The following is a 22301-nucleotide window of genomic DNA, read 5'->3' as shown; positions in this document are numbered from 1 at the left end:
AAACCGATGGGGAACATACATGTGCTGGATGACAACCTGGCCAATATGATCGCCGCAGGCGAAGTGGTAGAACGGCCCGCTTCCGTTGTGAAAGAACTGGTGGAAAATGCAGTTGATGCAGGGGCAAGCACAGTGGAAATCCATGTGGAAGAAGGCGGCCTTTCCCTGATCCGTGTAGTCGACAACGGTCAAGGCATGGATCGGGAGGATTGCCGTCTCGCCTTTGAACGCCATGCGACGAGCAAAATACGCAGTCCCCGAGATTTGTTCCGAATACGGACGCTTGGCTTTCGCGGAGAGGCCTTGCCCAGTATCGCGGCGGTTTCCCGGGTGGAACTGACGAGCACCCAATCGAGCGGGCAGGTAGGGACTCGGTTGATGATGGAGGGTGGAGCGATTGCAAGCATTAGCGAAATCGCAGCTGTCAAAGGGACCGAGATCATTGTCCGCGACTTGTTTTACAACACGCCAGCCCGCCTCAAGTATATGAAATCGATTTCTACGGAGATTGGCCATATTTCCGATTACGTCAACCGTTTAGCCCTGACATACCCTTCAGTGGCATTTACGTTGACTCATAACGGAAAGAATTTGCTGCATACATCCGGGGATGGCAAGCTGCTGCACGTAATGGCTTCCATTTACGGTGTTCAGGTAGCCAAGCTGCTGCTGCCGATCAGCGGAGAGACGCTCGATTTTCGGTGGACCGGATTCATTTCCAAAACGGAAGTAACCCGGGCAAACAGGTCGTATCTGTCTACCCTTGTAAATGGTCGATACGTACGCCATTTCGGGTTGAACAACGCGATCATGCGCGGCTATCATACATTGCTACCGATCAGCCGCTACCCGATCGTCACGCTCCAGATCGAGATGGACCCGACTTTGCTGGATGTCAATGTCCATCCAGCAAAGCTGGAGGTTCGTTTTAGCAAGGAAGACGAGCTGTGCACGGCGATCGAGCAATGCGTGAGGTCTACGCTGCGCCAGGGACTGGACATTGTGCGTCCGTTGACAGCAGAGCGCAAGGCAAGGGTTATCGAGCAGGTGGTACAGCCGCAGTTTGATCTGACGTGGTCAAAGCCTGCCGGTCAATCGAATGCAGACACTACAAAGCCATTTCAGGCAGAAATACAGCAGCCGCTTTCCAGTCCCGGCAGCTTCCATCCGGAAATACAGGGAGCGAACGAAGAGATGCCGGCCGCTGAAGCGGTGAGCCTCGTTCGGGCGCATGATTTGGCCCGTTCAAATACAGAGCAGGCTGTTGATGCCGGAAAGCAGAAGCACAACGCTGTAAAAGAGGGCAGAGAGGAATACACAGCGTGGCAAAACGGCGGTATGGCTGCTAATACAGCACTAGCGGCCGTTTCTCCGGGGGTGTCCACGGCGACCACAGCAAGTGGGGATGATTTTGAAAGGACCGACCTGGAAGTTCATCTTCCCCGGGATGGATATGAAAAAGGTCCCGAAGAACGTGGAGCGGAGAGCAGCTTGGATCCATACGGGGAAGATGTAGCTGTTGCGGAGAAAACGGAGACAGTGCCGCAAATGTATCCCGTCGGCCAAGTGCACGGTACGTACATTGTGGCTCAGAATGAGAATGGCATGTATTTGATTGACCAGCACGCTGCCCAGGAACGTATCTTCTATGAGCATTTCATGCAGAAGCTGGCGGAGGAAAGTGTCGCAAGTCAGATGCTGCTGTTTCCGCATACGGTTGAATTGACTGCCCAGGAAGCGTTGAAGCTGGACAAACGGCTCTCGCTGCTGCGCTCCTTTGGGCTTGAGATTGAGTCCTTCGGCACAAAGACGTTTATCGTACGTGCACATCCTCACTGGTTCCCGGAAGGAAGCGAGCTGGAGGTAATCGAAGAGCTGATCCAATTTGTCATGGAGGCCAGCGAGGCAGCACAGGCTGATATTCGCTCGATGAGGGAGAAGGCAGCGATACTCATGTCCTGCAAAGCGTCGATCAAAGCGAATCGTTTCCTGACACACGCGGAGATGGAAAGCCTGCTAAGCCAACTTCGGGAAAGCTCCAGTCCATTCACCTGTCCGCATGGCCGCCCGATCATCATTCATTTCTCCAGTTATGATTTGGAGAAAATGTTCAAGCGCGTTATGTAAGTTTCTAAGTGAAAAAAGGGTCAAGGGCTGTCTGCACAAGCCCTTGACCCTTTTCATGTAACGGAAGATATGGTGCGAATGTTGCGAATCGCAAGTCAGGACTCTGCTTTGGTTACTTCAATGTACTTCAGCGTATGGCCAGACATATCCACTACCTTGAAGCAATAGCCGTCCTCCACGAGCTTGTCGCCGGTCTTCGCAGTGAAATGCTTGGAGAGGAACCAACCGCCGAGTGTATCGATGATATCGTCTGAAAGGTTGGTGCCGAGCAGGTCGTTTACTTCGCTGATGATAAGCTTCGCGCTTAAAATATAGTGATTGTCTTTCAGTTTGCGGATATCGGGTATCTCGTCAGCGTCGAATTCGTCTCTGATTTCCCCGACTATTTCTTCCAAAATGTCTTCAACAGTAACCAATCCGGATGTGCCGCCGTATTCATCCAAGAGGATCGCCATGTGAATGCGCTCTTTTTGCATTTTTACCAGCAAATCGCGGATTGCAATGGTTTCAATGACCCGGATGACCGGATGGATGAACGACTCAAGTCTCATATCAGAGGATTCGTTCACAAGCCTGGCCGTCAAAATTTCTTTTATATTGATCATCCCGAGAATATCGTCTTTATCCCCGTTTACGATGGGGTAGCGGGTGTAGTTCTCTTTCCTGATGGTTTCAACCATTTCCTCAAAAGAATCATGGATGGACAAGCTGACGATTTCTGTACGGGGAACCATAATTTCTTTTGCGATTCTTTCGTCAAATTCGAAAATATTGTTCACATACTTCAATTCATTCTGATTAATTTCACCACTTTGATAGCTCTCTGACAGCAGCAGCCGGAGCTCTTCCTCAGAGTGGGCCATTTCGTGTTCAGAAGCCGGTTTCATACCGAAAACGCCGACCAGTACACGTGCAGATCCATTTAACAACCAGATGAAAGGATACATCAACTTGTAGAACCAGATGATCGGTCTGGCGAAAAGCAGGGTAATGGTCTCCGCTTTTTGAATGGCAACCGTTTTGGGCGCCAGCTCGCCCACTACAACATGAAGGTATGTCATGGCGACAAAGGCAATGCCGAAAGACAACAGATGGGAGATAGAGTCATTCAAGTCCCACTTTACAAATAAGGGATGAAGCAGCCTCTCGACTGTCGGCTCCCCTAACCAGCCTAGTCCCATTGCGGTAACCGTGATACCTAATTGGCATGCCGACAAATACTCATCGAGGTGCGTGGTTACTTCCTTTGCAGCGAGCGAACCACGCCGACCTTCTGCCACCAGTTGGTCAATCCTGGTGCTTCTGATCTTCACGATTGCAAATTCAGTTGCCACAAAAAAACCGGTTAATGCAATCAGGATCACTACCAATATTAAGTTAACTAGTTCCAATGAGTAGCCTTACACAAGTAAGGCGTACACCTCCCTGTTCGAATGTATGGTTAGCTGCATCCATATTAACATTTACGAATATCAATGCGCCGGGTTTCACATGTCTTTTCTATGTATTTTTTGTAAGAGGGCAAAATCTAGAAGAGCGATGGAGGCTTTGATGTGGATGTTGGTGCAATCCTAGCGGGGTCATGTTTTGCGAACATGTGTGTTCCGTTGTTCAAGAGATTTCTGCACATTTGGCAGCAATGGCTAACATGGAGAGAAGGTATACTCCGCATTTACGGATGCACGAATTTTGATTTCACCAGGCTGGATCGGGGTGGCCGCTCTGGCAAGGAATGTCTCGGCTCGAGACGAAAGAGCCTCAGGAGCTGAGGTAAGCTCTTGCACCTGATGAGGAATAGGGTTGTATCGGACACCGAGTGTCCTTGCGATCGTTGCGGCTTTTTGCTGGCTGTCCTTGACCGCCGTCGAGAGAGCTTGATTGTAAAAGTACTCGGGGTCTCTTAGAGTGAATTGGATGCTGGAAACGGTATTTGCACCATGCTCGACAGCCGTATCGACAACAAGCCCGGTCTGCTCAATCTGGCCTATGATAACTTGGAGCATATGAGTCACTTTGTAGCCCTGGAAAATTTGTCTGCCATCCTGGTATTGGTACTGGATTTCGATTTGGTAGCGGAGTGTTTTCAGCAGCTCTTGTGGAATTCCCAGGTTCGTCAGAGATTGAATGACCCGCGACACAGCTTCTGCATTTTCGGCTTGAGCGAGCTGGAGATTTCGGTTTTCTGTAATTGTTCCCAAAATCGCAACCGCCTGGTCCGGAGCCGCGGAGATTGTACCTTCGCCAGTAACCTTGATCACGTACGGATTCCGGGGAGTTGGCAGCACAGGGTAATGAGACATGGATTGATGGGGATACATCAAACGAACCACCTTTCATAAAAATATGCTCTCTACACTGTATTACGCCGCATCGAGACCATACCTCAAGATCAAAGGTCCAGCGATTGTAAACTTCTTGTAAAAAATTTATTGCAGGCCAAGGGAGAGGCAAAAACAGATTTGACATCCCCAACCGGAAAAGATATAAAAATGAAGTGGACAAGAATGCCAAAAAAGCGAAATGTGGAATGATTGTAAAAAGGAGCGTCTTGGACAGATCATGATTTCATTACGAACGGGTGATACGGATGATCGTCACCACCTCCCTTGAACCGAGCGCAGAAACGACGAGGCACGCACGTGAGCTTGCGGCGCGTTTCAACCTGACTCTCGTAGAGCGAAAGGACTACTCGCTTGCTGAATTGAGAAAAAGATTTGCTGAATCGGAAGTATTGATCGTATCCTCCAAGGGAGCTAGACTGGAGGCAGTGGGAAAAACAGCGTTCTTTTTTCACCCGAACACGGCTGCATTTCGTATAAAGCGGTTGGAGCGCGGCGATAATGATACTATGCTCACTGTTTGCCAAATTCAACCAGGAGACAAGGTTCTGGATGCCACCATGGGCTTGGGCGCTGATGCCATCGTGTTTGCTCATGGCGTTGGAGAAACGGGACGTGTAGTCGGGGTTGAATCCGAGCGGACCATCGCTTTGTTGATTGAAGACGGGCTTGCATACTGGCCAGCCGAATCACAAGCTTTGCGTGAAGCGATGAAGCGGGTGGAAGTTCGGGTCGGGAACCATTTGGACGTATTGAGAAGCTTGCCTGCCGATTCATTTGACGTGGTGTACTTTGATCCCATGTTCGAAGAGACGGTGAACAGCTCCGCGGGAATAGCCGGAATCAGGGAATGGGCAAATAACCGTTCACTGGAGCAAGCTGCCGTAGCGGAGGCGCTTCGCGTTGCCAAAAGGCGAGTCGTCCTGAAGGAAGGGAAGAAAGGAAGGCTGTATCAACAGTTCGGTTTCACTCCCTATCGAACCAGAGGAAACCAGGTCGTATACAGCTATAAAGAGAAAGGCGGAGGGGAGTGAACGTGCAAGAGAAAGAGAGACTCGTCGTAATCGTAGGACCGACGGCAGTGGGCAAGACAGCTTTAAGTCTGGAGCTGGCTGAGCAGTTTCGGGGAGAAATCATTTCCGGTGACTCCATGCAGGTTTACCGCGGGATGGATATCGGCACTGCAAAAGCGTCTCCGGATGAATTGGCAAAAGTACCGCATCATTTGATCGACATTATTGATCCAGATGAAGAGTATTCAGTAGCCCGCTTTCAAGAGTCAGCTACCCGATTGATTACCGAGATCAACGGACGCGGACATCTGCCCTTTATCGTGGGAGGAACCGGGCTCTACATAGAGTCAGTGACCCATCGCTTTCAATTTGCTGCAGCCGAGCAAGATTTGGAATTGAGAAGCCGTCTGCAAAGGCTGGCTGAGATTGAGGGTGTGGAAGAGCTGCATCGGCGCTTGGCTGATGTGGATCCGCTGACGGCGCAAAGACTGCATCCCAATGATGTGAAACGGGTCATCCGAGCCCTGGAGATCTATCAACTGACGGGTACGCGGATGTCCGATTTTCAACACAGGGAAGCATATTCGCCTTATGACATCTTCATGATTGGCCTGACGATGGATCGGCAAAAGCTGTATGAGCGCATCAATCAGCGAGTGGACAAGATGATTGAGGACGGTCTGGTAGAGGAAGTAAGGCGACTTTTGGATCTCGGCTACGGTTCGGCATTGACCTCTATGCAGGGACTCGGGTACAAAGAGCTGATCCCTTACCTCTACGGAGAAATCACATTGGAGAAAGCCGTGAACGATATCAAGCAGCGTACGAGGCATTTTGCCAAAAGGCAGCTTTCCTGGTTCCGGCGGATGTCAGCTATCGAGTGGTTTGACCTTACGAACACTGATGACTACCCGAAGATCGTCCAAACAATCAAACAGATAATGGCAGGAAAGTTTCCTCAATTGCCGAATATATAACATACAAGTCCTTTTAGGGGGTAATGACCAATGAAACAGACGATCAACATTCAAGATACGTTCCTGAACCACTTGCGGAAGGAAAACATCGCGGTCACCATCTACCTGGTAAACGGTTTTCAATTGCGCGGTTACATCAGAGCGTTTGACAATTTCACGATTGTCATTGACAGTGAAGGGAAGCAGCAACTGGTCTATAAGCATGCCATTTCCACCTTCACTCCACAGCGTCCCGTGTCGCTCATGTCTCAGGACAACAATCAACAAGCATAAGCGTCACAACAACGAAGCCGGGATCTTAGCCATCCGGGCTTTTTTATCTGGTATGACAACGCAATCAATCCGCACGAAGAGAATATAGCTGACAAAATAGCAGGATAGTATACATAACTTTTCTTATGTAAACGGGAGAGGACAATGCCTTTTACTTTTGCCCATCCAGCAATCGTCTTGCCATTGCGGCGGGTTCGCTGGTTTTCTTTTACTGCGCTTGTTTTTGGAAGCATGGCCCCGGATTTCGAGTATTTTTTGCGTTTGCAAGCATACAGCTCGATGAGCCATACGCTGGCAGGACTGTTTCTGTTTGATTTGCCGATGACGTTTTTATTGGCCCTTCTTTTTCACGGCATTGTGAAAAGAGCGATGATCGAGCATTTGCCAGCACCCTTTGACCGCGGACTGCAGCACTGTGCCGAGTCGCCCAGGCGCCTTACCACGCTGCGTTCTTTTCTCGTCTTTTGCTGCTCTGCTGTCCTGGGGAGCGTAACCCATATTTTCTGGGATGCTTTTACCCATGACGGGGCATTCATGGTAAGTCGGTTGCAGCTCTTGCAGGAAAAAGTGGAGCTGGCTGGAATGGCCATCCCCGTGTACAAGTTTTTGCAGCACGGCAGTACAATGGGCGGGTTGCTCTGCATAGGGCTCGTGATAGCAAGGGAAGCAAGGCATGGGTTGCGTCGGGCCGAGCTGAAGCCGCAGGCGGCTTCCAAGGATAGCAGACAGCTTTCTTGCCGGGAAAAATGGTCTTTCTGGCTGGGGGTTGCCGGGTTTGGCCTGCTTGCTGCGGGCGCATACCTTTATGCGATTGACGGGTTGTTTCCCCACTTGCGGCCGCTTCGTGCTGTTGTTCCCTTTTTGTCGGGATGCATGGCAGGATTGGCTGCTGTTTCCTGTTACTTGCGATGGCGACGGGTCCCGGGAAGGTAATTGCCTTACACCGGGAGAAGGCTGGGGGTTGCAGCGGCGTGAAGACCGCAGTAAAGACCGCAGTAAAGACCGCATCTAAGGCAAAGAACAACTTCTGGAGCATCGAGCACAAGATCGGAGACAAAAAATGGGCAGGTTTTCCGGGCAGGTGAGTATACTAAGGTATGACCAAGAGGCAGGTGATGGCTTGTGAAACCGTCGGGCAATCAACCGCCGGCTGATACGATGGCAGAGAAGGCTCCCCACCGGATACAGGTGGTGTTTCGCCAGCCGGAACGGGTCAAATTACCGGAAACACTGTCCGAGAAGGTACGAACGACTGCACCCGGCAATGTGGCCGCTGCATTCGATGAACTGGAAAAACTGATCGGCTTGCAGGAAGCCAAAAAGCTGATGTACGAGATTCACGCGCTGCTTCGGATCAACAAGGAGCGGGAAAGACACGGCCTGAAGCTGGAAAAACAAGTGTATCACATGGTATTCAAAGGGAACCCTGGCACCGGAAAGACGACCGTCGCCCGTATATTCGGCAAAATCTTCCGGGAAATGGGGATATTGAGCAAAGGACATTTGATCGAAGTGGAACGCGCCGACCTGGTCGGGGAGTTTATCGGGCACACGGCGCAAAAGACGAGAGAGCTCGTCAAAAAAGCGATCGGCGGTATCCTTTTTATCGATGAAGCGTATTCGCTCGCGCGAGGCGGAGAAAAGGATTTCGGCAAAGAGGCCATTGATTGTCTCACGAAGGCACTGGAGGATTACAGCAACGATTTCATCTGTATACTGGCAGGCTACACAGACGAGATGGATGCCTTTTTGGAGCTGAACCCCGGTCTGCCCTCCCGGTACCCCATTCAGCTACAATTTGCCGATTATACCGTAGACGAACTGATTAAAATTGCCGAGACAATGGTCGAGGGAAAAGAATACAGGCTTTCTACAGGCGCCAGGGAAAAATTGAGGCTGCACTTGAACCGCATTCGCCTCGACCTTTTTGAAACCAATTTTAGCAACGCCCGGTATGTACGCAATGCCATCGAGCAGGCGATCCGCAAGCAGGCTGTCCGCCTGATGACGGTGGCAGAGCCGACCAAGGATGACGTCATGACGTTGTTGCCGGAGGATTTTGTCTGGTCCGCTTCCTAGCGGCAGGAGTAAAATGTGGTATGATAGGGGAAAGAAAGGACGTGATTCCTTGGAAGGTGGAATCAAGACGAAGGAAACAGCCATTTTAGTTGGCTGTTTTTTGGATAATCGCGATATGGAACGCTCCCGCTTGTCGATGGAGGAGCTGCATGAGCTCGCCAGGACTGCCGATGTAGAGGTGCTGGATGTCATCACGCAGAATCGCGAACGCATTGACAACGCCTGGTATTTGGGAAGCGGAAAAATACAGGAAATCGCTCATCGTGCGGAAGAGCTGGACGTGGATGTCATTATTTTCAATGACGAGCTTTCACCCAGCCAAACGCGCAACCTCGATACCGCGTTTGACTGCAAGGTGATCGACCGGACGCAGTTGATTCTCGATATTTTTGCCGGGAGGGCGCACTCGCGGGAAGGGAAAATCCAGGTGGAGCTGGCACAGTACAATTACCTGCTGCCGCGCCTTGCCGGTCAAGGCAAGCAGCTTTCCCGCCTTGGCGGCGGGATCGGTACGCGCGGCCCCGGGGAAACCAAGCTGGAAAGCGACCGCAGGCACATCAGGCGGCGAATCAGCGAGCTGAAGCAGCAGCTGTCGGAGCTGGTTCGCACCCGTCAATTGCATTGGGAGCGCCGCAAAAAGAACAATGTGTTTCAAATCGCATTGATCGGCTATACAAATGCGGGCAAATCGACGCTGTTGAACCAACTGACTTCAGCGGAAACGCTCCAAGAAGACAAGCTGTTCGCGACATTGGACCCGACTACCCGCCAGCTTACCTTGCCGAGCGGGCTTGAGGTGCTCCTGACTGATACGGTCGGTTTCATCCAGGATTTGCCGACTTCCCTTGTTGCTGCTTTTCGTTCTACGCTGGAAGGTGTGAAAGAAGCGGATCTGATCCTGCATGTGGTCGACGCGCATCATCCTGACCTGGAGATTCATATGGAGGTCGTATATCGCATTCTGCGGGAGCTGAAAGCAGATGACATCCCGCAGCTCGTTGTCTACAACAAAGCGGATTTGATTATGGAGGGAACATACCTGCCGAAGGTGGAAGACTCGATTTTGATCTCGGCAATTCGGCAGGAGGACCGCGCCGAATTGCTAAAGCGGATTGAAGGCTACGTCTACTCCTCGTTTGATCGCTATACCTTGATCGTCCCGGCAGAGCGCGGCGACATCCTGTCGCTTTTGCACAGGGAAGGGGTAGAGATGGAACAGGAATTTGACGAAGCGGATTCCTCCTATCGGATTTCTGTCAGAGTGAACAGAGATCATCCCATCTACGGAAGGATTGCTCCTTTTCTCCTGGAAAAACCAGAGACTGAAGAAGAGAGTTGGTAAGTAGCACATGTTTTCCTTATTTGCCCACGGGGAGCGTCTGCGCCCCATCGTAGAAGAAGTAGAACAAATGATCACAGGGCGGCATCAAGAGATCGCTGCCCTGGTCGACTATAATCAGTTGAAAGTGCTGCGTTCCTTTCAAAAGCATGAAGTGAATGAATTTCATTTTGCGCCCTCGACCGGGTATGGATACGATGATTCCGGTCGGGCGGCGCTGGAGTCGATTTATGCGGATGTGTTCGGTGGAGAGGATGCGCTTGTACGCCCTCATATCATTTCTGGGACACATGCGATCGCTATTTCTCTTTTTGGTTTGCTGCGCCCCGGTGACGACCTTCTTTACATTACCGGAAAGCCATACGATACGCTGGAGGAAGTGGTGGGCGTCCGCGGAGAGGGGCAAGGCTCGCTAAGGGAGTACGGCATCGGGTACCAGTATGTGCCGCTTGCTCCTACCGGAGAGATCGACTTTCCCGCAGTAGCGGCAGCCATCACTCCGAAAACAAAGGTAATCGGTATCCAGAGATCTCGCGGCTACGCAGACCGTCCGTCCTTTACGATTGCCAAGCTGAAAGAGATGATTCAGTTTGTCAAAGAGATCAATCCCGAACTGATCGTCTTCGTGGACAATTGCTATGGGGAATTCACGGAGGAGCTGGAGCCGCTCCAGGTCGGAGCAGACATCATGGCAGGCTCGCTGATCAAGAACCCCGGAGGCGGCTTGGTCAAAACCGGCGGCTATATCGTCGGCAAGAAGGAATTGGTCAAGAGAGCTTCCTACCGCATGGCGGCCCCCGGGATTGGAGCCGAAGGAGGGGCATCGCTGTACTCCCTGCTGGAAATGTTCCAAGGCTTCTTCCTCGCGCCGCACGTGGTAGGCGAGGCGTTGAAGGGCGCGGTCTTTTCCTCGGCTTTGCTTGAGCGCCTGGGCTTTCGGACGAACCCGCTATGGAACGATCCTCGTACGGATTTGATCCAGTCTGTCGAGTTTGGGAGTGCCGAACGGCTGATTGCTTTCTGTCAGGGAATCCAGAAGGCAGCGCCTGTCGATTCCCATGTTACGCCTTACCCCAGTGAGATGCCGGGCTATGCCGATCCGGTCATTATGGCGGCCGGGACGTTTATTCAGGGAGCCAGTATCGAGTTTTCTGCAGACGGACCGATTCGTCCCCCTTACCTCGGGTTTGTGCAGGGCGGACTTACGTACTCCCATGTGAAGGTGGGCATCCTGACAGCGCTTGACGGCCTGCTGGAAAAGGGCTTGCTCGATATTCCCGGAAGAGACTAGCAAAGATCAATCGGAGTTGTTTATGAGGCGATAAGCACAAACAGCGGCTTGTCGCTTTTTTATTACTTTTTTGTGTAATCTTTTCTGACATCCGTTGACAGAGTTGCTTTTGAATCATACAATAGCAAGCAAGGAATGATTTCAAAGGAGGGACAAGTCATGAGTGATGACCTTCGTCGAAACATGGCGCTGTTTCCCATTGGTATCGTCATGAAGCTGACTGATCTGACTGCGCGGCAGATCCGTTACTATGAGCAGAACGGACTGATACAGCCTGCACGTACAGAAGGAAAGCAGCGGCTTTTTTCTTTTAATGATGTCGACCGCTTGCTGGAAGTGAAGGCCTTGATTGAAAAAGGACTGAACATTGCCGGAATCAAACAGGTGCTTCAGCTGCAAGACCCTGTTCCGGAGCAGACGGAAATTACCGTCAGTTCGGAGGCCAAGCGGAAGGAACTTACCGAGCAAGAGCTTCATCAGCTCCTCAAACAACAAATATTTTTCAGCAACGCAAATCGCCCAAGCGAGCATGCGTTGATACGTGGAGAGCTTTCCCGCTTCTTCCACTGATACATGCATACGACTATAGGAGGAGAGAAACGTGAGCAAGTACACCAAAGAAGACATCTTTCGTTTGGCCAAAGAAGAGAATGTAAACTACATTCGCCTGCAGTTCACTGATCTGATGGGGATCATTAAAAACGTCGAGATTCCGATCTCCCAATTGCCCAAAGCTCTGGACAACAAGATGATGTTCGACGGTTCTTCGATCGAAGGCTTTGTCCGCATCGAGGAATCCGACATGTATCTGGTGCCGGATCTCGATACATGGGTCATTTTCCCGTGGGGGAATGAGCATGGAAATGTCGCTCGCCTGATCTGTGACATTTACAATCCAGATGGAACTCCGTTTGAAGGGGACCCTCGCTACATCCTGAAACGGGCGCTGAAAGAAGCCGAAGAGATGGGCTACACGAACTTCAACGTCGGACCGGAGCCGGAGTTCTTCCTGTTCAAGATGGATGACAAAGGCGAGCCGACCTTGGATTTGAACGACCAGGGCGGATACTTTGATTTCGCTCCGCTTGATCTGGGTGAAAACTGCCGCCGTGACATCGTTCTCACGCTGGAGAGAATGGGATTTGAGGTGGAAGCATCCCATCACGAAACTGCGCCTGGCCAACACGAAGTCGACTTCAAATACGCAGATGCCATCCAAGCTGCGGACCAGATTCTCACGTTTAAACTGGTGGTGAAAACGATCGCACGCAAGCACGGATTGCACGCAACGTTCATGCCCAAGCCGATGTATGGTGTCGCCGGCTCCGGCATGCACACCCACCAGTCTCTCTTCATCGGGGAGAAAAACGCATTTTTTGACGACAAGGATACCCTCGGCCTGAGCAAAACGGCGAAGCAATACTTAGCCGGTATTCTGAAGCACGCCCGCGGTTTTGCCGCCATCACCAATCCGCTGGTGAACTCCTACAAGCGCCTCGTACCGGGCTATGAAGCTCCTTGCTATGTAGCATGGTCGGCGAAAAACCGCTCTCCGCTTGTACGGATTCCGGCATCTCGCGGTATGAGCACCCGGATTGAGGTTCGCAACCCGGACCCTGCCGCCAACCCATATCTGGCTCTCGCCGTGATGCTGAAAGCAGGTCTTGACGGAATCAAGAACAAGCTTGAGCTGCCGCCGGCTGTCGATCGCAATATCTACATCATGAACGAGGCTGAGCGTGAAGCAGCGGGCATCGCCAGCTTGCCGGCTACCCTCAAGGACGCGATCGAATGCCTGAAGGCCGATCCGGTGATCTGCGAAGCGCTTGGCGAACACGCACTGATGCACTTCGTTGACGCGAAGGAAATCGAGTGGGATATGTTCCGCACCCGTGTAACGGAGTGGGAGCGCGAGCAGTATATGAATACGTATTAATATTTAGGGGAAAGAGTACTTGTATTTCTTTGGACCCTAAAAAGAAACAAAACTTGTTTAGTTTAATTTTAACTAGGTTTCAGCTTTATAAGTTAGATACGCCTTAAAGTAGATGGGAAACTTGCTTTCCTATTAACTTTAAGGCTTTTTTTATGAATTTATTTGACTAAAGTTGGATGGGATGCTGCTAATAAAGATTAACCCCCTTTACAATGCAAAATTTAGAACAAAATACCTAAAATATGTTTACAGATGTGTATATTAATGGTTAAATAAAAAATTATTAACATATTATTTGAGGGTTGGGTTTAATGAAATGCGGACTTAATCCAGCGTATGCACACTAACTCGGGTTTTTACAAAAATGATCATTTCTTTTCTGAAGTCCGTTTAAGAAATGATTATTGATAATAACGAGGTGATATTATTAAAAAAATTGCGATTTCCATTGTGTTGTCGACAATGATGATGATTTGGGTTTTTATTTTTATGATCTCAGATCTAATTCAACAATTGGATTTTGGGCCAAACAAAATTGTAATTACTGATTATCGAGTTCCAGGATTCTTTGAACCCGTTTGGCTTCCCATTTATGTTGGATTCGTGTACATTTTATATCAGTCTCTTAAAAAAAAATAATCATGATTTGCCGTCTTCAACTGAAATCTAACCAATAAAAGGTAAAACGACAAATCTAGCAATCCAAAAAAGATGACTTCCGAAGTATCCAGAAGTCATCTTAATTTTATGCCCGCATAAGGACACACAAGTTGTCTGAGTTTACCATTATTCGTATTTCCGGTTTACGGCCGGCGTTTAGGTCGGTTTATTTGCCATCACTTGCTTAAGCTGTTCATTCGAATATCTTTCCAATTCAAGTAAAGCCTGATAAGGATCATCTCCGACAATCCCGTAATACAGAGCGAAAGCAGGCTCCGTTTTCAGCCCCCGTTCTTTCAAAGCCCGAATCTCTTTTGCTGCTTCTTGCCCAGACAGCTGGAGCAGCCGTGCTTCGATCATCATATGCCGGTAGGCGTTTTGCTCTGTGACAGGAATCGGTTGAGCAAAACACTCCAATTGAAAACCGCGATACCAAAAGGAAGCAGTCGCCGTAGGGATGTTGCGGATTTCTCGGCGGTCTTGTGTGAAACGGTCCAAATGCCCGTATTTTTCTTTCAACACATGGCCAAACCGATCCAGGTCGGCTGTCGTACAGATCAAATCAAGATCGCTGTCCTCAACATCAATATCGAGGGGGATCGTTCCGCACAGAACCGGTTGATACTCTTTGAGCCCATCAAAGATTCCCAAGCTGTCGAGGACTGCCCAGGCTTCCCGCTGCCGAGGGGTTCCTTTTTTCAGGTAGGAAGGGTCAAACCAATCTCGCTTCGTTTGAGAATGCATAGCCATTTTCTGTCCTTTCAGATTATCTTTCTTTTATTTGCAACTCTGCAGGGGAACAATGAGGGACGAGACCATCTATGTTCCGATTCGACGTTTGGCTTTACGACTCGCAGAAGAACCGAGTATATACAGGTTTCTGTCAAAATGTAGCGAGTCGATGGAAACGAAAACCGCACTTTATCGTATACCCTATACAGAAGGGAGTGTCAATGGATGGAGATCTTGTTGTGGATCGTGATAGCGGCCTTGTTTATCCTCAGTATTGCCGGAATCTTTTTGCCGGTCATTCCTGATACGATTTTATTGTGGGGCGGATTCTTGCTGTATCACTTTTTTATTGCTGATCCGGGTGCCGGACTTCCGGCCTCCTTCTGGTGGGGAATGGCGGTCTTAAGTGTTCTTCTCTACGGTGCGGATTTACTCACCAACATGTACTTTGTCAAGAAGTACGGGGGCTCCAAAGCGTCATCGTGGGCAGCTGCACTGGGGATTTTGCTCGGGGTGATTTTGTTCCCCCCATTTGGCATGCTGATCATGCCGTTCGTGCTGGTCGTTCTGGTGGAAATGCTGATCCAAAAGCAGCCGTTTGAACGGGCTGTTAAAGCGGGAGTGGGTTCGCTCATCGGTTTTTTGGGCAGTGTGGTCGTAAAAGTTGTTCTTCAGGTAGTGATGATCATCTGGTTCTTTGTCGCACTGTAAGTGGGATTCGTAGGAGAAGGACCGATCAAAGAATCGAAGGAAATGAAAAGAAGAGGCGTCCGCGAGGCAATCGCGAACGCCTTTTTTGCTGTCAGGGTGGAAAAGGAAAGCTTGTCGTAGTCGATTGCGTTTTTCAAAGAGTCCGCCATAAGGCATGGCTCATCCAAGCAACGAAATCTCTTATTCTAGTGAATCAAGCGGTACACGCCAATCACTTTCCCCAGAATCGTTACAGAATCCAGAATAATCGGCTCCAATGTCGCGTTTTCAGGCTGCAGCCGGAAATGGTTCTTTTCCTTGAAGAAACGCTTCACGGTTGCCTCGTCCTCTTCAGTCATGGCGACGACGATATCACCGTTATTGGCCACATTCTGCTGGCGAACGATCACGTAGTCTCCATCCAGGATGCCAGCCTCGATCATACTGTCTCCGGACACGCGCAGCATGTACACCTTGTCCGATGTCACGATGCTGTCAGGGAGTGGGAAGTAATCCTCCACCTGCTCGACAGCAGTGATCGGCTGACCCGCAGTCACCTTTCCGATCACCGGTACGCGTACAACAGATACGTCAAAGTCGTCTTGAAAGCGCTCCTCTTCCTTCAGCAGCTCAATCGCGCGGGGCTTGGTAGGATCGCGGCGGATGAGCCCCTTTTTTTCCAACCTGGCCAGATGGCCGTGAACAGTTGAACTGGATGCCAGACCGACAGCCTCCCCGATTTCACGGACAGATGGGGGATAACCCTTGTCCCTTACTTCTTTGCGGATGAAATCGATGATGGCTTGCTGTCTATTGGATAGCTTGGACATAGACCACACCTCTATCTTCTCGAACATGTTTTCTATATTATACCATGGGATCCTGCGTTCGACAAACATAAGTTCGTTTTTTTTCTTGACATGAACAAGTGTTCGCATTATGATGAGAACAAGAAGATAGAACGTACGTTTGCAGGGGGATGAAATAATGAGTACAATGACCGTATCTAATCGCTTCGCCAAAGAAGAAAGAAAAACTGCTCGTTTTGGCATTACGCGTGGACAGGCCATTCTGTTTTTTGCCGCTTTCACTCTCTTTTTTTACACTTTGACAGAACTAGTGTTCGCTTCTGGGGATCATACGGTACAACAAGCTCAAATGATCCAACCAGTAAAGGAAATCGTCGTCCAACCGGGAGACAGCTTGTGGGAGCTGGCGGTCACCTACAAGAGTGACCCGAAAATGGATGTTCGCGATATGGTATATGCGATTCAAAAATTGAACAAGCTGGAAAGTGCCATTATTTATCCAGGCCAATCGATTCAAATTCCTGTCGGGAATTGACAAGCTGCAGCTTTCCCTTGCTTCGTTGCCGAGATGTGATATAATAGAGCGGCATTCATTGAAAGCGAGGGGAAACGGCTTTGGTATCAGACGCGGAAATCAAACGGATCAACGAGTTGGCCAAAAAATCTCGTGAAGCCGGGTTGACTGAAGAGGAAAAACAGGAACAGAAAAAACTGCGGCAAAAATACATTGATGCTGTGAAAATGTCGCTTCGCTCCAATCTCGAATCGATCCGCTACGTGGAAGACCTCGAGGATAACAACCCCAAACACTAAAACGCACCATTTGACATAAAAAGAAGACATCCATGCTTTTTGCCTGGATGTCTTTTTGTTCCATACAAAAAAGGAGAGAAGGGGGGATTGCCATGATGGCATGGCTGGCTGTTGCCGTAGGAGGAGCCGTCGGTTCATTGCTACGCTATGGTCTCGGTCTCGCAATGAACCAACCCGGATTGCCGGCGGGGACATGGCTGGCCAATGTCTCCGGTTCTTTTCTCATCGGACTGCTCTATGCGTGGGGAAAGGAAAAAGGATTGATGTCTTTGGAGATGTACCTTCTGTTCACAACCGGGCTGATGGGGGGATTTACTACGTTCTCTACCTTTTCGCTCGAGGTGGTAAGCTTCATCGGAGATGGGCAGATCGGCAGAGGGCTGTTCTATGCAGGCGCCAGTGTTTTGGCCGGCCTTCTTGCTTGCGGTTCAGGGATCTGGATCGGCAGACAAGTGTGGTAAACAGGCAAGATATAGCGGGATAAGACGGGCAGGCGTCAACGAGAACAAAAGAGAGCCAATCCGGAAGCAACATCAAATCAAAGAAGAGGGCATTGGAAGGCTACGAGGAAACAAAGAAGAGCCCGTGCCCGGAAACCATGTGGAAATAAAACCGGACTTCTCCTAGCGATGCTGAACCTGACAATTTGGAAAGGAGGATATAAATGACTGTACAGCACCCGGACTACGAGCATGAACAGAAGAGACTCGATGAAACACGCTCTATTATCCAAAAGGAAGTGGACACTCTTCGGAAAGAGGTTAAAGAGATTACGGACGATTATGTGAAACAGGTCGTCAACTACAAAAAAGGAAAAGAGCTTCGCTACCTTGAGGACCAAGGACTGGAAAAGCCGTATTTTGGACGAGTTGACTTCCTGAAAGACGAGACATACGAGTTGGACAGCGTATACATAGGAAAGAGGGGCATCGTTCGGAGCGACACATTCGATTCAATTGTCGTTGACTGGCGTGCTCCCATTGCCAGTTTATATTACAGCGGCGAGAGCAAGGATGCGTACTTCCGCAGCGGCAGGGAGATTGTGCGAGGCGAAGTGCGCCTGAAGCGAAATTTTGCCATTGAGGACGGGAAGATTACAGGGATATACGATGGAGCGCTCAAAGAGACGATTCATCGCGAAGTTGGCCATCCGGATGAATTTTTGCAGGAAGGGTACATCGATGAGTTCCTGGCAGCCAACCTGAATCAGACGAACGACAGCAGATTGAAGGATATCGTAGCGACGATCCAGTCGGAGCAGAATGACATTATTCGAGCAGACAAGGATCGCCCGGTTGTCGTTCAAGGGGTGGCCGGAAGCGGCAAGACGACGATTGCGCTGCACCGGCTCTCCTATTTGATCTACAATTATCAGGACTCGATGATGTCAAAGAGGTTTATGGTTTTTGCACCAAACCGGTTGTTCCTTACGTACATTTCAGAGGTTCTTCCCGAATTGGGAGTGGATGACGTTCAGCAGGCGACATTCCTGGATTGGGCTTCCAAGCTGGTCAAGTCCATCCTTCCAAAAGGCTGGCGGATTCTGGACCCGCACAAGCCCCTTCAGTTGTTCTTTGAACAAGGACAGAGCGATGCCGAGCGTCGGACGGTGCTGCATCGTCTTCGGTTCAAGGGCTCGCTCGCTTTCCGGGATGTACTCCAGCAATATTTGTTGTTTGTAGCGGAAAACAGGGTAGCCTACAAAAAATTAAGCTTTGTCTACAACAGAACCAAACATGTTTTTACGATTCCGGGTGAGACCATCCGTCAGCTTTTTGCCGAACAATATGCCCATCTGCCATATCGTCGGCGAATGGAAGCCGTTCGAAAGCACGTTAAGCAGGACATCAATAAACAGTTGTTCGCCCATCTGCGAGAGAAGCGAATTGATCTGGATAAGCAAGCGTTGGCTAAATATGAGAAAATGATTGATCAGCTTCTGGACAAATACTTTTCCATTTTTCCTGAACTGGATGTCTTCTCGTCGTACCGCGAAATGTTGACCGACTCAGCTTTATTGAAAGAGCTGACAAAAGGGGAAGTCAATGGCGAGGATATCGAGGATATTTGCCGGTCGTCTGCAGAGATATTCGAAGCGGAGCGGATCGAGCCAGAAGACGTTGCGCCGCTGATCTATCTGCGGCATCTGATCGAAGGATTGGAGCAGGCCGATCACTTTGACCACAGTGTCGTTGATGAAGCACAGGATCTCAGTGCGTTGGAAATTGCGGTGATCGGGCTTGTGACAAAGAGACATTCTTTGACGGTAGTGGGAGATATCGCGCAGGGCATCCATGCATACAGGGGATTGCAATCGTGGGAAGAACTGTTGGAGGGAGTTTTTCAGCAGCCGCGGGGGGTTTACTACACACTCGCGCAGAGCTACCGTTCCACAATCGAAATTATGAAATGTGCCAACGAGGTACTGCGAAAGATAAACCTGCCGGAGACGATTATGGCCAAACCGGTATTGCGGCATGGGGAAAAGCCTTTGTTGGCATCATGGGACGGGAAAGAACTGCCGGTTAAAAATCTGGTCCAGCTTGTAAATGATTATCGGCAAGAGGGCTTTCAATCCATCGCGATCGTAGCCAAAACAGCCGAGGCCAGCAAAAAAGCATACAAGTCATTGAAGGCCTCCATCGAAGGACTGAAGCTGCTGGGAAGCAAGGATACCCAATTCCCGGGCGGTGTCGTAGTAATGCCAGCTTATTTGACCAAGGGGCTGCAATTTGATGTGGTCATCTTGTTGAATATCGAGGAGTACTTGGACAATGAGTGGGATACAAAGCTCCTGTATGTAGCCATGACCAGACCCGTACATCGGCTTTTCATGATTCATCAGGAAGACAGGATGAGTCCGCTCTTTGCTGACGTGCCACCTGAGTTGTACGAGAAGAGATCTTTGTAAAGAAAAAAGTCTTGCAATAAAGAAGAAGGCTTTGTAACGAAAATAACGGCTTGCAACGAACAAGAGACTTTGGTAACGAAATAAGGTCCTGCAGCGAAAACGAGAACTCCGAAAGATGGGAAAGGCCCTGGAACAAAAAAGAGCTCTAGACCCAAATAGAGTTTTGCAACAATTGTATAGAGTCCATTACAAAAAAGAGACATCGACAAGATGTCTCTTTCAGGCTGTCGAGAAACCCCACAATATGTTGGAGTTTCTTCTTTCATAACAATAAAATTGAGCACGAAGTGCTGGAAGTCTTAGATAGCACCACACCTAACATGCCTTTGCAAGGTGGAGTGCTATCTTTTTTATATTTTGAACGGTTGCTGTCAGCAACGCTTGCTCTTGGACATTTTCACGTCCGCGCAACCTACAATAGCGAAGTCCATGCAGTTCTTTGGCATCTGCAAAACTTCGCTCTATCGTTTGGTATCTCAACCTGTATAGGTATTTTCCTGACTTACTTAAGCGGTTCTGTCGAACCCATTCTTTACTCTCTTCCCATACATGCCTGGTTATCACCTTTTGGTGATTTTTTGACCGTGTACACATAGTGAGCATCGGACATGCCTTACATATTTCTTTATTTGACTTATACATTCTGTATCCGTTACGGTCAGTTGTCGAATAAGCAAGCTCATGTTTTTGGGGGCAAATATAGACATTCTTTTCGGGATCATATTTAAACCGCCATTTGGCGATAAGGCCTTTAACAGGTGAAAAAGCTCGATGGCCAATGACGGCAAAGATATTTAGATCGTGCAGAGCCTTGCAGATTGGAGTAGTTAAATAGCCAGCATCCAATGCAACGGCTTCAATGGTATCTGTAAACCCAAACTTCTCAATTTGGTGTTGTAGCCGATCTACATAAGGAACAGAATCATGAACGTTACCCGCAGTCACGTGTACATCAGTTATGATATTGTACTTATGATCGACTGTCCGATGATCGAGATAGAAAAAGCCTTCAGGCTTTCCGTCACGAACCATGTAACCACTGTCCGGATCAGTAGTACTCACCTTGATTTCCTTTTCTTCCTTCACATCCTCTCTAGGCTTCAATCCTTTTTTCCGTGTGCTTCACGGTCTTCATTAATGGCTGCTTCTAAATCACTAAGGTAGGCTCGACTAGATTTTTCAATAACATGCTTCTTAAATTTACGTTTGTTCGCATTTGCTTTCAGATGAGTGGAATCACTTATCAAAACACGTCCGCCAACCATGCGATGTTGGATAGCAAGGCGAACGATTTCATCAAAAATCTCTTGGAAAACATTTGTGTTTTTAAAACGAGTTCGACGATTCCAACTGATGGTAGTGTGGTCTGGAACTCGATCTGTTAGTGAAAGGCCAAGAAACCAGCGGTAAGCGATATTCGTCTGAATTTCCTTTTCGAGTTGTCTTTCTGACCGGATACCGTAAAGGTATCCAATGAAAATCATTTTAAATAAAACCACCGGATCAATGGCTGGTCTACCGTTATCTTCACAATAGTATTGGCGTACTTTTTCTCGGATGAAAGAGAAGTCTACATGCTTTTGAATAACTCGTAGCAAATGGTCCTCCGGGACCAACTCATCAAGGCATACAAATTCATATTGCATTTGTTGCTTTTTTTCATTAGAGGAAAGCACAATAATCACCCGCCAGTAAATGTAATTACAAGAATATTATAACACATTAACGCGGTGTCGTCATAAAATACAGGGAAATAAAAATGGCTGTCGACTTTCTCGACAGCCTGAAAGAGACATCGACAAGATGTCTCTTTTTTTGGTTCCTAGCAGCTTTTACAAAAACAGCTTTTTCCCAAAACAATTCATTCTCAAGAAAACCCCGCTGATGACTCGCAGCGGGGACAAGGGAGCCATTAATGATCGCCGTGATTTCCTTTGGAAGGATTTGTAAGCACGTATCCCTCTTGTGGTGTATACAGGTAGTCGATAACAAGGCCGTCTAGCAACGGCTCGTCTTTCTTGACGATTACGTCGATTTCCTTGTCGGTAGAAACGACGGTATCTTCGTCGGTCGGTTTATCCAATGCCAAGCCGTAATGGGCATGGTCACCGTGTGCATGTGTTATGTATGCGCGGAGCTTCAACTCTTTATCCTCTTCTTGGTCCAAAATGGCTTTCAATTGTTTTGCGGCGTTGCGAGTAATTTTTACCTTCATGGGTCAGTCTCCCTTGTTTTGGTATCGTACTCCTCCATATTAGCAAACTGCCAAATCCCGATGCAATGCAGAAAGTGTTAAAATGGCAAGAGAGAAG

General features: G+C 49.1%; 21 protein-coding genes. 15 read left to right on the top strand and 6 right to left on the bottom strand.

Annotation, left to right across the window (positions count from 1 at the left end):
• Nucleotides 1-6 precede the first annotated feature (6 nt).
• Nucleotides 7-2127 carry a DNA mismatch repair endonuclease MutL gene (mutL, locus tag NST37_RS14460; protein ID WP_339185531.1) on the top strand — a complete coding sequence of 707 codons (2121 nt, stop codon included), beginning with the start codon at nucleotides 7-9 and terminating at the stop codon, nucleotides 2125-2127.
• Nucleotides 2128-2222: 95 nt separating this feature from the next.
• Here mutL and NST37_RS14455 read toward each other — a convergent pair whose 3' ends face one another.
• Nucleotides 2223-3518, bottom strand: a complete 1296-nt coding sequence (locus NST37_RS14455; RefSeq protein WP_003385751.1) for a hemolysin family protein — start codon at nucleotides 3516-3518, stop codon at nucleotides 2223-2225.
• Between the two features lie 252 nt (nucleotides 3519-3770).
• The gene (locus NST37_RS14450) at nucleotides 3771-4445 is read right to left on the bottom strand and encodes an SIMPL domain-containing protein (protein ID WP_031932882.1); all 675 of its coding nucleotides are present in this window, start codon (nucleotides 4443-4445) and stop codon (nucleotides 3771-3773) included.
• A 269-nt stretch (nucleotides 4446-4714) separates the two neighbouring features.
• Between NST37_RS14450 and NST37_RS14445 the strand changes: the two genes are divergently transcribed.
• The 9 genes from NST37_RS14445 to glnA all read left to right on the top strand — a co-directional run bounded on the left by NST37_RS14445 (nucleotide 4715) and on the right by glnA (nucleotide 13374).
• Nucleotides 4715-5500, top strand: coding sequence for a class I SAM-dependent methyltransferase (locus NST37_RS14445; RefSeq protein WP_339185530.1), 786 nt, complete (start codon nucleotides 4715-4717; stop codon nucleotides 5498-5500).
• Nucleotides 5497-6456, top strand: coding sequence for a tRNA (adenosine(37)-N6)-dimethylallyltransferase MiaA (miaA, locus tag NST37_RS14440; RefSeq protein WP_024983805.1), 960 nt, complete (start codon nucleotides 5497-5499; stop codon nucleotides 6454-6456). The genes NST37_RS14445 and miaA overlap by 4 nt, the downstream gene beginning before the upstream one ends.
• Before the next feature lie 30 nt (nucleotides 6457-6486).
• Entirely contained in the window at nucleotides 6487-6729 is a 243-nt protein-coding gene (gene hfq, locus NST37_RS14435) for an RNA chaperone Hfq (protein WP_003385747.1), read from the top strand.
• Nucleotides 6730-6873: 144 nt separating this feature from the next.
• Nucleotides 6874-7662, top strand: coding sequence for a DUF4184 family protein (locus NST37_RS14430; protein WP_003385746.1), 789 nt, complete (start codon nucleotides 6874-6876; stop codon nucleotides 7660-7662).
• A gap of 225 nt (nucleotides 7663-7887) precedes the next feature.
• Nucleotides 7888-8808, top strand: coding sequence for an AAA family ATPase (locus NST37_RS14425; RefSeq protein WP_051567368.1), 921 nt, complete (start codon nucleotides 7888-7890; stop codon nucleotides 8806-8808).
• 49 nt (nucleotides 8809-8857) lie between these two features.
• Nucleotides 8858-10150, top strand: a complete 1293-nt coding sequence (hflX, locus tag NST37_RS14420; protein ID WP_339185529.1) for a GTPase HflX — start codon at nucleotides 8858-8860, stop codon at nucleotides 10148-10150.
• A 7-nt stretch (nucleotides 10151-10157) separates the two neighbouring features.
• Nucleotides 10158-11438 carry a methionine gamma-lyase family protein gene (locus NST37_RS14415; RefSeq protein WP_003385741.1) on the top strand — a complete coding sequence of 427 codons (1281 nt, stop codon included), beginning with the start codon at nucleotides 10158-10160 and terminating at the stop codon, nucleotides 11436-11438.
• Nucleotides 11439-11597: 159 nt separating this feature from the next.
• Nucleotides 11598-12008, top strand: coding sequence for a MerR family transcriptional regulator (locus NST37_RS14410; protein ID WP_003385740.1), 411 nt, complete (start codon nucleotides 11598-11600; stop codon nucleotides 12006-12008).
• Between the two features lie 31 nt (nucleotides 12009-12039).
• A complete protein-coding gene (gene glnA, locus NST37_RS14405; RefSeq protein ID WP_003385739.1) occupies nucleotides 12040-13374 on the top strand; it encodes a type I glutamate--ammonia ligase in 1335 nt (444 codons plus the stop codon).
• 816 nt (nucleotides 13375-14190) lie between these two features.
• On the opposite strand, the gene NST37_RS14400 is transcribed toward glnA, so the two are convergent.
• Nucleotides 14191-14784: a DUF4269 domain-containing protein gene (locus NST37_RS14400; protein ID WP_227277613.1), complete on the bottom strand. Its 594-nt coding sequence runs from the start codon at nucleotides 14782-14784 to the stop codon at nucleotides 14191-14193.
• A 207-nt stretch (nucleotides 14785-14991) separates the two neighbouring features.
• On the opposite strand from NST37_RS14400, the gene NST37_RS14395 reads away from it, so the two are divergent.
• A complete protein-coding gene (locus tag NST37_RS14395; RefSeq protein WP_003385737.1) occupies nucleotides 14992-15477 on the top strand; it encodes a DUF456 family protein in 486 nt (161 codons plus the stop codon).
• 185 nt (nucleotides 15478-15662) lie between these two features.
• Here NST37_RS14395 and lexA read toward each other — a convergent pair whose 3' ends face one another.
• On the bottom strand, nucleotides 15663-16286 hold the full coding sequence (lexA, locus tag NST37_RS14390) for a transcriptional repressor LexA (protein WP_003385736.1): 624 nt from the start codon (nucleotides 16284-16286) through the stop codon (nucleotides 15663-15665).
• A 157-nt stretch (nucleotides 16287-16443) separates the two neighbouring features.
• Here lexA and NST37_RS14385 point away from each other — a divergent pair, with 157 nt between their 5' ends.
• The 4 genes from NST37_RS14385 to NST37_RS14370 all read left to right on the top strand — a co-directional run bounded on the left by NST37_RS14385 (nucleotide 16444) and on the right by NST37_RS14370 (nucleotide 19989).
• Nucleotides 16444-16800: a LysM peptidoglycan-binding domain-containing protein gene (locus tag NST37_RS14385; RefSeq protein WP_003385735.1), complete on the top strand. Its 357-nt coding sequence runs from the start codon at nucleotides 16444-16446 to the stop codon at nucleotides 16798-16800.
• Nucleotides 16801-16880: 80 nt separating this feature from the next.
• Nucleotides 16881-17078 (top strand): DUF896 domain-containing protein, encoded by a 198-nt coding sequence (locus NST37_RS14380; protein WP_003385734.1) that lies wholly within the window; start codon nucleotides 16881-16883, stop codon nucleotides 17076-17078.
• A gap of 92 nt (nucleotides 17079-17170) precedes the next feature.
• Nucleotides 17171-17539, top strand: coding sequence for a fluoride efflux transporter CrcB (crcB, locus tag NST37_RS14375; RefSeq protein ID WP_003385733.1), 369 nt, complete (start codon nucleotides 17171-17173; stop codon nucleotides 17537-17539).
• 203 nt (nucleotides 17540-17742) lie between these two features.
• A complete protein-coding gene (locus NST37_RS14370) occupies nucleotides 17743-19989 on the top strand; it encodes a UvrD-helicase domain-containing protein (protein WP_327970478.1) in 2247 nt (748 codons plus the stop codon).
• A gap of 315 nt (nucleotides 19990-20304) precedes the next feature.
• On the opposite strand, the gene NST37_RS14365 is transcribed toward NST37_RS14370, so the two are convergent.
• Nucleotides 20305-21635 (bottom strand): IS1182 family transposase gene (locus tag NST37_RS14365; RefSeq protein WP_122958896.1). Its coding sequence is split into 2 segments (ribosomal slippage): nucleotides 20305-21095 and nucleotides 21095-21635, totalling 1332 coding nucleotides; the frame shifts between segments, so codons are not numbered across the junction.
• Between the two features lie 266 nt (nucleotides 21636-21901).
• On the bottom strand, nucleotides 21902-22204 hold the full coding sequence (locus NST37_RS14360) for an iron-sulfur cluster biosynthesis family protein (RefSeq protein WP_003385730.1): 303 nt from the start codon (nucleotides 22202-22204) through the stop codon (nucleotides 21902-21904).
• Between the last annotated feature and the right edge of the window lie 97 nt (nucleotides 22205-22301).

Origin of the sequence: Brevibacillus sp. FSL K6-6036, assembly GCF_037964015.1 — a bacterium.
Lineage (GTDB): Bacteria > Bacillota > Bacilli > Brevibacillales > Brevibacillaceae > Brevibacillus > Brevibacillus borstelensis.
The sequence above is the reverse complement of the archived record's forward strand: the minus strand, read 5'-3'. Positions and strand labels throughout refer to the sequence as shown.